The 12,422-nt window shown below is 49.9% G+C and carries 9 protein-coding genes; 5 read left to right on the plus strand and 4 right to left on the minus strand.

What is annotated here, in order from left to right; translation table 11 throughout:
- Together AC4PME_RS16255 and AC4PME_RS16260 are read left to right on the plus strand one after the other, a co-directional pair.
- Positions 1 to 381 (plus strand): energy transducer TonB (locus AC4PME_RS16255; RefSeq protein WP_491529657.1); only part of this gene is annotated, 381 nt, incomplete at its 5' end.
- A gap of 31 nt (positions 382 to 412) precedes the next feature.
- Entirely contained in the window at positions 413 to 1,051 is a 639-nt protein-coding gene (locus tag AC4PME_RS16260) for a Vat family streptogramin A O-acetyltransferase (RefSeq protein WP_491046325.1), read from the plus strand.
- On the opposite strand, the gene AC4PME_RS16265 is transcribed toward AC4PME_RS16260, so the two are convergent.
- The 4 genes from AC4PME_RS16265 to AC4PME_RS16280 form a co-directional block, all read right to left on the minus strand.
- Positions 1,046 to 2,236: an NRAMP family divalent metal transporter gene (locus AC4PME_RS16265; protein ID WP_491046340.1), complete on the minus strand. Its 1,191-nt coding sequence runs from the start codon at positions 2,234 to 2,236 to the stop codon at positions 1,046 to 1,048. The two genes, AC4PME_RS16260 and AC4PME_RS16265, sit on opposite strands and share 6 nt — an antisense overlap.
- 145 nt (positions 2,237 to 2,381) lie before the next feature.
- Positions 2,382 to 2,855, minus strand: a complete 474-nt coding sequence (locus tag AC4PME_RS16270) for a PA2404 family protein (protein ID WP_490708930.1) — start codon at positions 2,853 to 2,855, stop codon at positions 2,382 to 2,384.
- Position 2,856: 1 nt separating this feature from the next.
- A complete protein-coding gene (locus tag AC4PME_RS16275; RefSeq protein WP_491046324.1) occupies positions 2,857 to 4,008 on the minus strand; it encodes a PepSY-associated TM helix domain-containing protein in 1,152 nt (383 codons plus the stop codon).
- Positions 4,009 to 4,094: 86 nt separating this feature from the next.
- Positions 4,095 to 8,171: a S8 family serine peptidase gene (locus AC4PME_RS16280; protein WP_491046323.1), complete on the minus strand. Its 4,077-nt coding sequence runs from the start codon at positions 8,169 to 8,171 to the stop codon at positions 4,095 to 4,097.
- Positions 8,172 to 8,556: 385 nt separating this feature from the next.
- On the opposite strand from AC4PME_RS16280, the gene AC4PME_RS16285 reads away from it, so the two are divergent.
- Genes AC4PME_RS16285 through AC4PME_RS16295 form a run of 3 tightly spaced genes read left to right on the plus strand, consistent with a single transcriptional unit; the run spans position 8,557 to position 12,359 of the window.
- Entirely contained in the window at positions 8,557 to 9,744 is a 1,188-nt protein-coding gene (locus AC4PME_RS16285) for a thiamine pyrophosphate-dependent dehydrogenase E1 component subunit alpha (protein ID WP_491046339.1), read from the plus strand.
- The gene (locus AC4PME_RS16290) at positions 9,744 to 10,721 is read left to right on the plus strand and encodes an alpha-ketoacid dehydrogenase subunit beta (protein WP_119501340.1); all 978 of its coding nucleotides are present in this window, start codon (positions 9,744 to 9,746) and stop codon (positions 10,719 to 10,721) included. Before AC4PME_RS16285 ends, AC4PME_RS16290 begins: the two co-directional genes overlap by 1 nt.
- A gap of 12 nt (positions 10,722 to 10,733) precedes the next feature.
- Positions 10,734 to 12,359, plus strand: a complete 1,626-nt coding sequence (locus AC4PME_RS16295; RefSeq protein ID WP_491046322.1) for a dihydrolipoyllysine-residue acetyltransferase — start codon at positions 10,734 to 10,736, stop codon at positions 12,357 to 12,359.
- Positions 12,360 to 12,422: the final 63 nt, after the last annotated feature.

A 12,422-nucleotide genomic window follows, 5' to 3' on the forward strand; every position in this document is an offset into this window, starting at 1 on the left:
GCCGCAGCCAATTATGCGTCAGTGGAATTAACGCACATTGAGCCAATAAAAACGGAGGCTACCTGGCTGAGAGATAAGCAATTTATGCCTCGTTATCCCATTGAAATGGCGATGGAAGGGCTTGCCGGCTGCGGAATATTCAAAGTAAGTGTCGATAAAGACGGTACAACTAGCAGTATCACGCTTGTCAGTTCAGTACCCGAGAAAAGTATTGCCGGGCCGGCAACCGGAGTTATAAAAGAGTGGAACTGGACCCTGGCAAACGGTAAGTCGCCGGCTGGTGAAGAAAAGTTGATAAGGCTGGATTTCTGCATGGGAGGAAGCTCTCAGGACGAATCTGTTTCAAAGTGTCAGCAGCAGGCTTCCATGTTGTGTGAATAACCTCCGGTTTTCATCGAATGAAGGACAAGTAATGAACGGCCCCAATCCTGACAACAAAGCGCCCATGGCGGGTTTCCCGCAAGTGGGTTATTTGAAGAACTTTATTACTTCTGACAATATCATTGTGGGCGATTATACTTACTATGATGACCCGGACGGTCCAGAGCGCTTTGAGAGTAATGTGCTTTACCATTTTCCCTTTATTGGCGATAAGCTGATTATCGGAAAATTTTGTGCCATCGCCAAAGACGTGAAATTCATTATGAACGGAGCCAATCATAAAATTTCAGGCTTCTCTACGTATCCGTTTCAAATTTTTGGCAACGGGTGGGAGAGAGTGATGCCAGGCGATGGAGAGCTACCCTATAAGGGGGACACTGAAATTGGCAATGACGTATGGATTGGTTACGAGGCTTTGGTAATGCCCGGGGTAAAAATAGGTAACGGGGCAGTCATTGCCAGCAAATCCGTTGTCACTGCAGATGTCCCTGCTTACAGCGTGGTGGGGGGCAATCCTGCGAAAGTCATTAAATACCGTTTTGAGGAAAGTATTATCGAGGCATTACAGTCTGTTGCCTGGTGGAACTGGAGTGCAGAGAAAATCACCGCTAATCTGGAAGCGATAGTGGGGGCGGACATTCACGCACTCCGCCATGCCGGCGGTTTATAAAAACCATTTCCATGCGATAAACAACGCCAGGAAGCCGAACAGATAAATCAGACCACCATAACTTAACAGCGTTACCAGCGGGCTGGCTTTTACGTCATCATTAAGTGCAGCCTGTTTTACCAATTTATGGTTTAACAGAGCAAACATCGGCGTGGTCATGAAGGCCAGTGTCATAGCAAATCCAAGCATGGCGAGCAGGGCAGATTTAAAGAACAACACAATAGCAAAACTGATTACAGCAACAGCACTGAGCACGACAATAAAGATACTTTCCGGCGTATCTTTTTGCCCTTTAAGCAGCATCGCTGCCTCTGCTACAGCCCGCGAATAGCCGTCGTATACCGTAAGGGCGGAGCCGAAAATACACAAAAATGCCACTACGGCTATTAACCAGCGGGCCCACTCACCGATAGTGCCGGCATATAAATCCACCAGTTGCTTTGAAAAGCCAATACCTCCCGAGGCCAGCGTGTTGTCAGCACCGTGTAACACAAGGGCACCCAGTGCCAGAAACACCAGCGCCAGTAACATAGTAGTAAAATAGCCCAGATTAAAGTCGAACAGCGCAGACTGCGGGGTGACTGATTGCGCCTGCTTTTGTTTTTTAAGCCACAGCGATGTGATACCGGAGATCTCTATAGGGGCAGGCATCCATCCCATGGTCACTACCAGAAATCCGACTGCTGCCATTGTCCAGGGCGAAGGGGAAACAAAATCATCAGGCGCCACAGCACCATTTTGCCAGGCCATAAAGGTGGCACCCAGCGTGGCTATCACCAGTGTCACCATAATGACTTTGGAAACTTTGTCTAAGGCTGAATAATGTCCGGCAATCAATATGAACAATATGGCAGCCAGAACAATACCACTTAACACAGGAATACTGGTTGTAAAGGGTACAAAGTAGCCGAGCAGGCTGGCTGCAAACATCAGCAGAGCAGCGGCATTCACAACCGATGAAATGACATTCAGTAACAGGGCGGTGATCAGATAGCCTTTGCCCATTTGCAGGTAGCCATGTTGCAGGGTTTCACCGGTACTGATGGTATAGCTGACCCCGGCCCGGAAAAAAGGATATTTGAGTATGTTGACTGCCAGCACCAGCAGTGCCAGTTGCCAGCCGTAATTTGCACCGGCCTGTGTGGATGCAACGAGGTGGCTGCCACCTATGGCAGCGGTTGCCATCAGTACGCCGGGGCCGAGAAGCTGTGTAAGATGCCGCAAACCGGCAAGGGAAAAGGTGGAATGTGCCAACTCTGTGTTCCTGCTACAGAAGAATTAATTCAGATGAGTTGGCACAGTGTACAACAAACTGCTTTGAGATCAGAGATTAAACGTCACTGATAAGATGTGCAGGGATCTCCCATGAGCCCTGATGAATTTCACCATCCCAAGTCTGCAGTGTTACCCAAATTTTCTGGCCGGCAGTGATGCGTTCCTGAGCCAGACCGTGCACATGCTGTCCGTGTCGTGTGCCATGTAAAATACCGAGTTCGTGCTGCTGTGCTTCTTCAATTGGCAGTGGTTTGTCACCGATATTTAAAAAGCCCTGTCTGATTTCATCAACACCACCGTCCTGAAACATCACCAGAAAATCTTTAACGTAGAGACCGTCATGCTGGTAGGGTTTGTCCTCATCATAAGGCATTGCCGTCAGCGTGAAATCACCGGCTTGGGTTTCCGGCAGACTGGCGGGAAATTCGGGATTAAATGACTGATAGATAAACACGACCGGCAATATCAGCAACAGTGCATTTAACCAGTAGCGTTTTGACGCCGTTTTTTTATTCTTTAAGCGGGCCATGTTAAGCCTCCTGTAAACGTGCAGCTGTTGCTTTCCGGCTGACTGTTCGCGCTTTTGCCAGCCGTAAATACCACATAATGAAACCCGAAACAGACATACCGGAGAGGATTAAACCGAAAACAAACCACAGCAGTTTTGTCCATATTCCGCCGATAGTCCCGAAATGCAACGGGTCAGCGATGTGCATAATGGTTTGCAGGGCATCCATATTTTGCGGGGTAATGGTTTGTGTGATCTCGCCGTTCCACGGGTTAACTGCCAGTTGGAAACTGGCACCATCGTAAAAGGGGTTATTGCCGCCCCCGTACAATTTGTAGGTGTCCCGGTTATGTTCCGGCATCATGATATAACTGGTCTGAAAATTGTCGAAGGTATTCTCTGCCTTTGTAATGGCCTGAGCCAGAGATACCGGCATTGTTGGCGTATTCTGAGAGGATACCGGAAGCGATTGTGCGTCAAGCTGCGCCGGCCAGGGATCCACTTCAATATCTGCATGCCACATGACAGACTGAATAAGATACCAAAGTCCAGTTGCGCTCATGATCACCATGAACCAGATGGACCATACTCCGGCAAGTTTGTGTAAGTCTGCGGTCAGTGTACGCGGCCCCTGATGGCTGCGAATTTTGGGGTTACGGTATGCCTGCCAGAATTTCTTGAAGACGAGTAATCCGGTTATCAACGCCCCGAGCATAACCACAGACATCAAAGAGACCAGATAGTAGCCAAGACTGTAACTGCCATGCCACGGGAAATACAACCATCCGTGTAACGTACGCATGAAACCGATAAAGGTGACACCATCGTTTACTTCCTGGATAGCACCGCTGTAAGGATTAACATATGCGATGGCAAAAGGTTTGTCTGTAGCGGTAAACATGACTTCGTGAGCCATGTAGCTTTCCCGTACACTGACGCCGGTAACATCTGCATCCGGAAAGGTCTTTTTAACGGTGGCGACAGACTCTGCAACAGATTGAGCCTGACGGTTATCGGGGTTTACTGCACGGATATTTTCGTTGGTCAGCCAGGCAAATTCATGGCTCATGACCGCCACGGTACCTGTCAGACATACAAAACTGAATAACACCCACACGGGGAGTGAAAACCAGCCGTGGAGTTGAAAGAGAAAGCGATTAGACACACGCGCCATGCAAAACCTGTCCGAAAGTATAATTTCATTACCGGTTGCAGATTCTAGCGAATATCGCTTTCAATAGAAATGATATTAATTCTTTTTTACATACGCCGCCACCTGCGGAATACGATAACCGGCACCAGCAGCAGAGCCAGAATTCCGGTACTGCCGCCGCCACCTGAGCTTTGACGTTCAGTCACGGCAACACTCACGGCAACACTCACGGTATTGATGCCATCACTCACGGTTACGGTGTAAGAGACTGACGATCCTGCTGCAGAATCCGGGGCCTGAGTACTGTAAACGGAACCTGCTACACCATCTATGGTAAATGAGAGTGTGTCGTTTTCCGGATCGGTAGCGGTTGCCCTGATGGTGATTGTGCTGCCAGCACTGACACTGGCAGGAGATGTAACAGATAAAACCGGGGGCTGATTCGGCGAAATGGTGACGGTGACAGATGCCACAGACTGATTGCCTGAAGGATCAGTTGCGGTTACCTGCAGTACAGCGGTTGTGTCACTTTGTACGGAAGGCGCAGAAATCGTTACTGTCGCAGTATTCGTACCGTTTAAAGTTAATGCCGGACCGGATAACTGCTCCCACGACCAGGTTACCGCATCGCCATTAGGCTCGTCAGCTTCTGCTGTTACAGACAGGCTGTTGCCTGATGACACGACTGCTGTGGCTGTTGAACCGCCGGCAATCGTGACTACCGGTGCGCCTTCGACCTGTACGTCACTGAATACGGCTGCATTCTCAGAGCCTGCGCCCGGTATATTTGTTACCACTGAGGATGCCTCCAGAGATAGCGGACCTGTAGATGCACTGTCTTCCACTGTGACCGCAAACGATAAGGTTGCAGCGGCTGATGTTTGTGCATCAGCGCCGGTGCTTTCACTGTCTGGTTGGGTGACTTCCCAGTACACCCGGTTACCGGTGACACTGCCATTATCAGATACAGAACCAGCAACCAGTGAAACCTTATCAGGCAGGGTAACGCCTACGGTGTAATCGCGATCTTCTCCGGTTGTATTGCTGATGATATTTACGTTGAAGGTCTGCTGGCCACCTCTATTCACACGGCCATCATCAGGCGCCGACATGTAGACATCATTTTCTTCCCGCTCAATGACAACATGGGTCACGCCAACATTACTGTTTTCGCTGCTGCTGGTACCCAGCGCGAAAGCACCAAAGAATTTATCTCCTTCACTGCTGTCTCCAAGATCCCATAAAATACGTAAATCGAAGGGCGAGAGGGCCGCATTAGTTTGCGGACCGGAAACGGTGAGGTTGCCTTCGTCATCAGCATCCACCAGCACATAATCCATCATATAACTGTCGGAGGAGGCTGAAGAGCCTTCCCAGTTCTGTACCACGATAAACCAGGTGCCGGCTTCAGGATTCAGCCGGTCGACGACTTCATCGGCTTCAAGAGAACTGCTTTCTTCGCGGATCTCATCGTCTGAAGGGTTGCCATCGCCATCAGCGTCATAAACAAGGAACAAATCCAGGTCACTGGCGGTGGCATCATAAATTTCTGCATATAAACGCAGCGCACCTTCTTCTACGTTGATTTCTGTGATCACTGTACCGCTGGCAGAATCAAACAGTTCGTCAGGTGTCGGATCTTCACTGACTGTCTCAACCACGGTGGTTACCTGTGTTAATCCGTAAGACTCAAAGTTAAAAGACTCAATTTCTGCTGTCGTAACATCTTTAAGTAATCGGCTGTCTTCATTCCGGTGGGCTGTCAGATCAACAAATTGAGGAATACTGCCATTTGAAGCATACACTGCAACGGGGATGTGTAAATCAGGTGAGGTACTGCTGGTGAGATTTACACTGCCATATGCCCAGGCGTAGTTAGTCGTTCCGAGGGTATCCATGGTAAACGTGAGGGTCTGCGACTGTCCGCTTGCCAGCGAGAATGAGGAGGGCGATACCGTTGTGCTTAATCCGGACGTCACTGCTGTTGCAGTCACTTGCCAGCTTCCTGACCGTGTTGCCGTAACTGTACGGGTCCAGCTGCATGAGGTGACGCAATTTTCATCCACTACGGCGGGCACGTTAAGAGAACGCGGTTCGCCGCCTTCCTGCGGATTAGCAGCGGAATAGTTCGCCGCGGTTTCCTGCATGATAAGCCCGGTTTGCGTGGCCGCGTCTACCTGCAGACGACCTGCGCCCATTTCAAACCAGTTGGCCGCAACATCTGTGCCTGAAAGCGCCACACCGGTATTGGCAGTCATCATCATTGCTGAGCGGATGTTATCAGGTGTCCAGGACGGATGATCCTGCTTGAGCAGTAAAGCCGCGCCCGCCACATGGGGACTTGCCATCGATGTACCTGATGAGTACGCATAGTCTGCTGGGGCCGGTCCGGACTCTTCATGGCCATAGTGTTCATCTGCCCACGCAGCATAAATTTCTACGCCGGGAGCAGAAATTACAGGCGACAATGTACTGATTGAACTGTTCGGACCCCGGGAAGAAAAGTCTGCCAGTTTATCTGCGGTTGTTTCATCAGTGACAACCTCAGCGGTTGCCTCAGTGATGGTGACACGATGGCCGGAACCGGATGCCAGCCATTGTTTCAGTGCATCGCCGGCATCAGCATCTATATGAATACCCGGCACTACGTAGGCATCGTTAGCCAAAAAGCTGTCACCGCCCTGCACATTGGCCAGCACGTAACCTGCGGCACCGCCTTCAGCAACGTTCTTTGCTTTCTGGATCCGCGCAATATCACCACGGTCACAAACGACAATTTGTCCGCTGAATGTACCGGCAGGATAAGGCTCAAGACACTGACCGGGATCGCCGGATGGATCGTTGCCGTTGGGGAAGTCGCCGGCGTATACGATGTCAGCGGTTATTGAACCAGTGTTACTGAAACCCTGCATTGCGGCAGGGGTGTAACTGCCACCGGAAAAGTTTGTGATGGATTTTTCATACGACACTGAGATGCCGTGGGAAGTAGCAGCAACAGCGGTCATCCAGGGTGCATGCTTGTCGGTCGTTGCATCATCGGGACCGTCATTGCCCGCAGACTGGGCAACAAAAATCCCGGCATTATGGGCGTTCAGCCACGCCCGGTTTAAAGGTCCGTCCCAGGGAAAATCGCCGCCTGAAATCGACATGTTCACGGCATCCACGATACCGCTGTCAATAATGTCTTCAACGGCATCCAGCATGACAGATTCAAGACATCCGGTATAAGTGTCGTCATCTTCACCGGGATAGCATACCTGATAAGAAATAATATTCGCGTGAGGCGCTACGCCGGAAACTTCTTCAAAAATATAACCGGTTTCCACACCGTCACTGGCAGTTTGATCGTAGTCGGGGATCACTTCAGCAACATTATAAAGAATGTTCCCTGCAGCGGTTGCTGCTACATGAGAGCCGTGACCATTGTAATCCTCACCGTTTTCGGGGAGGCCTGACGGAAAAATATCAGTGTCGGAATAGGCATTAACTATCGCCGGATAACTATATACGCCGATGAGCTTGTCATTACACAAAGCAGGATAGCTTCCTGCACAGTCTCCGAGGTAATTTCCGCTACCCAGTGGATTGGTGTGAGCATAACCATCGTCACCTGTGGCCGCAAAAGACGGGTGATCTGTGTTGATGCCCGTATCCAGAACCGCAACCACCATGCCTTCACCCAGCACATCAGAACCGGACGAGGTTTCTGTACCGTCCCACATCTGCGGGGCGCCGATAGTGGCCGGTCCCACATAGGCATTCAGTTTATGTAACGTGTCACGACGTACTTTTTTAACCCCTTCTGTTTGTGACAAGGTTTTCGCCTGCGCCGGGGTGAGCTTTGCAGCAAAACCGTTAAAGGCCAGTTGATACTGTGCAAGGGCTTTTGGTATGTCTGTGCCATCAGCGATGGCTGACAATACAGTTGACTGGCGGTTCTTCAGGTGACGACGGTACTGAACGACTGCATCAGAGCGTGTATTTAACTTATTGCGTTTTTTTTCTGAGGACGTCGCGGTAAAACCTTGCAGACCTCCTTCATAGGTGGCCACAGGACTTTCATCCAGTTCAACAATATAAACGGATTTACCGGATTTATGTTTTGCCGTATCCGCCATCAGCGGTAATGAAATAATGCTGCTACCCAGCGCAAATGAAACCGCTAAGGCGATTCGACAATTCATACACTTCTCCCGTTGCCGCGCGCGTTTTTACTTTTTCAGCTAAAAGCTTATACCAGATTTTATAAATCACAGGCCAGTTTTACACTCAGGCTGCCTGAACATCAGTACTTAAAAGTATACCTTCTTAAATATGAACGGCTTATGAACCATTGTCTTTCATTAAACTTTTTATACGGGATGGCTTATGTAAAGTTAAGTGTGACCTTATTTTAAATCAATGTTAAAACCGTAGGATGAAATGACCACGTGAAACCTGTTGAGGCGGATAACCATTTTCCCTTATTGATGTGGCCACCTGTATTTAGCAACACGTATTTTGAGATTTCACACTAGCATTATCACTATCGATATTGCCGTTGTGGCACCACTCAATGAGGGCTTAGTTGTGCAGGACAGAAATCATCTCGCCAGCGTGAAAACCACCCGTCAGGTAAAAATAATAGAAAATGGCCTGATAGACATCCCCATGCTGCAAATTCTGCAGCCGGACGGTACGGTACACCCGGACGCTGAAGAACCGGACATCGCCCGTGATACCGCAGAAAAAATGCTGGAAGTGATGCAGTTCATCCGCATCCTTGATGAACGGATGGTGGCGGCTCAGCGTCAGGGCAGAATAAGTTTTTATCTGGCTTCCACCGGTGAAGAAGCGGCCGCAGTTGCCAGCGCAGCAGCATTAACTAATGATGACATGATCATGTCGCAGTACCGCGAACAGGGCGCTCTGGCATGGAGGGGATATAAAACTGAGCAGTTTATGAATCAAATGTTCAGTAATGAAAAGGATCCGAATAAAGGGCGTCAGATGCCCATCCATTATGGTGATAAAGCGCTCAATTTTATGACCATCTCTTCTCCGTTAGGTACACAGATCCCCCAGGCATCAGGCTATGCCTATGGCCAGAAAATGGCCGGCAAAAAGGCGCTGACGATTTGCTATTTTGGTGAAGGGGCGGCGTCAGAAGGTGATTTTCATGCCGGTCTGAATATGGCCGCGGTGTTGCACTGTCCGGTTATCTTCTTTTGCCGTAATAACGGCTATGCCATTTCAACTCCCGCTGAAGAGCAGTTCGCCGGTGACGGTATTGCCAGCCGGGGTATCGGCTACGGGGTGAAAACAATCCGGGTGGACGGTAATGATCCACTGGCTGTCTATGCCGCCACCAGACAGGCAAAGGAAATTGCGCTTAAAGAAGCGTGTCCTGTGCTTATTGAAGCGATGACATACCGTCTGGCTGCCCATTCTACGTCTGATGATCCCAGTGGTTACCGGTCTAAAGATGAAGAGGAAAAATGGCGTCAGAAGGATCCGGTATTGCGTTTAAGTGAGTGGCTCAAATCAAAAGGCTGGTTTGACGCGGACGCTGTAGAAAAGCGTAAAACAGCGACCCGCGAGTCGGTATTAGCGGCCCTTAAAGAAGCCGAGAAAGTACCGGTTAACCCCATCGACGATATTGTGACAGATGTATACGACCACGTTCCCCGGCATCTCAACGATCAGCTTCAGGCACTTAAGCAACACATCGCCCGTTATCCGCAGGCGTATCCGAAAACAGCAGGGAGAATAAAATAATGGCAAAAATGAATCTGCTGCAGGCAATTAACAATGCGCTTATCACTGTCATGACAGAAGACGAGCGTGTGATGGTATTCGGTGAAGATGTGGGTCACTTTGGTGGTGTATTCCGTGCCACCAGTCATTTGCAGGAGAAATTTGGTAAAGGCCGCTGTTTTAATACGCCGCTTACGGAGCAGGGCATAATCGGCTTTGCCAACGGTCTCGCTGCGCAGGGTTCAGTGCCGGTAGCTGAAATCCAGTTTGGTGATTACATTTTTCCGGCCTTTGACCAGATTGTTAACGAGACGGCGAAATTCCGCTACCGCTCCGGCGGACAATTCAGTTGCGGCACACTGACCATCCGCACGCCGTACGGCGGCGGCATTGCCGGCGGACACTATCACAGCCAGTCTCCGGAAGCCTTCTTTGCTCATTGTCCGGGCTTACGGATTGTGGTGCCGCGTAACCCATATCAGGCAAAAGGTTTGCTGCTGGCCTCTATCCGTGACGACAACCCGGTGTTATTCATGGAGCCGAAACGCCTGTACCGGGCATCAGTTAGCGATGTGCCTGAAGAGGACTATGAATTGCCGCTGGGAAAAGCGGATGTCGTGCAGGAAGGAAAAGATATCACCCTGGTCGGCTGGGGTGCCCAGATCGAAATTCTGCAAAAGGCTGCCGAAAAAGCGCTGGATGATGGCATCAACTGCGAAATTATTGATTTGCGCAGTATTGCCCCCTGGGACGCGCAAACCGTCGCTGAGTCCGTGATGAAAACAGGCCGCTTACTTATCAATCATGAAGCGCCGCTGACCGGCGGCTTTGCCAGTGAGATTGCAGCAACCATTCAGGAGCAGTGTTTCCTGTATCTGGAAGCGCCGGTTGCCAGAGTTTGCGGTCTGGATACGCCGTATCCGCTTTCTCATGAAAAAGAGTACATGCCGGATGAACTTAAAACTTACGAAGCCATTCTCCGTACTATGCATTACTAAGGGCAAACGACAATGACGACAGAATTTATATTGCCTGATATCGGCGAAGGTATCGTGGAATGTGAGCTCCTTGAGTGGCTGGTAGCCGAAGGGGACGTGATAGAAGAAGATCAGCCCGTTGCTGAGGTGATGACAGACAAAGCCACTGTTCAAATTCCTGCCATGCATGCAGGTACGGTAATGAAACTGCACTATCAACCGGGTGACATCGCTAAAGTGCATGCGCCCCTGTTCGCCATGGCTACGTCAGAACAGGTTACAAAGCAGGAACCTGAAGCTGAAAGCGCTGTTACACAAAATCATCCAGCCAGTACAAGTAACACTGGTATTGCCAGCGCCGGCGCAGGTGAAGACTTTTTACTGCCGGATATCGGTGAAGGCATTGTTGAATGTGAGATTGTCAAATGGCAGGTCACTGAGGGTCAGTCTGTTGAAGAAGACCAGGTGGTCGTGGAAGTCATGACTGATAAAGCCGTGGTGGAAATCCCCGCCAAACACGCCGGCGTGATCACAAAGCTTTATTACGGTGAAGGTGATATTGCAAAAGTGCATGCACCTTTGTTTGCTCTGGATCATAGCGACAGTGCAGGAACTTCTTCGCAAAGCGGGCCCGCTCATACACAGGCTGAAGCCTCGGCTTCTCAAACAGCAACTCCTGAAGCGGCAACCTCTGAGAGCGCCGCACGGGAAGGCAGTTTTGAGCCGCCGGTGGCTATTCCCGGAAAAGTACTTGCCAGTCCGGCCGTTCGTCGTATCGCCAGAGAGCATAATATCGATCTCAAATCGGTGCAGGCTTCGGGTAAAAAAGGCAGAGTGCTGAAACAGGATGTCTATCGTGCAGCAGAGTCGTTAAATGCAAACAATGAACTTAACGATGGCTCAAAGCAAACAAAAACGGCATCAGAAGATACCAGGCGACCTGTTGAGTCCGGTGGCAAACGTACGGAGAAGGTACGGGGATTACAGGCGGCGATGGCAAAACAAATGCAATTGTCAGTGCAAACTATTCCGCATTTCACGGTAAGTGATGAACTGGTGATGGATAAGCTCATTGCACTGCGCGCTGAGCTTAAACCGGCCTTCGAAGCGAAAGGCGTTAAACTCAGTTTTATGCCGTTTTTCATTAAAGCACTGTCTCTGGCATTAAAAGAATTTCCGGTGATCAACAGCCAGATGTCTGATGACGGTGAATATTTGCATTATTTTGACGATCATAACGTCGGCTTTGCCGTAGACAGTAAAATTGGCCTGCTGGTGCCTAATATTAAACGGGTTCAGGATTTAAGCCTGTTTGATATAGCTTCACAGATGCAAACCATCATTGAGCAGGCCAGAGAAGGTAAAGTGCCGGCAAGTGCATTGAAGGGTGGTACCGTGTCGGTTTCCAATATTGGTGCACTGGGTGGTATTACTGCCACGCCGGTAATCAATAAACCGGAAGCGGCCATCGTTGCGCTGGGTAAAACGCAAAAACTGCCCCGGTTCGATGATAACGGGAATGTGACGGCCCAGCATATCATGCATGTAAACTGGTCCGGCGATCACCGCATTATAGATGGTGCAACCATGGTGAAGTTTAATAACCTGTGGTGCCATTATTTGCAAAACCCGTCAGCCATGCTGATGCATCTGGCCTGATAAACGGATGTGGAGTAAAGAGCCGGCTTATGGCTCTTTCTCTGCAAAATAACGTGTTACAAT

This window comes from Alteromonas sp., assembly GCF_984505615.1.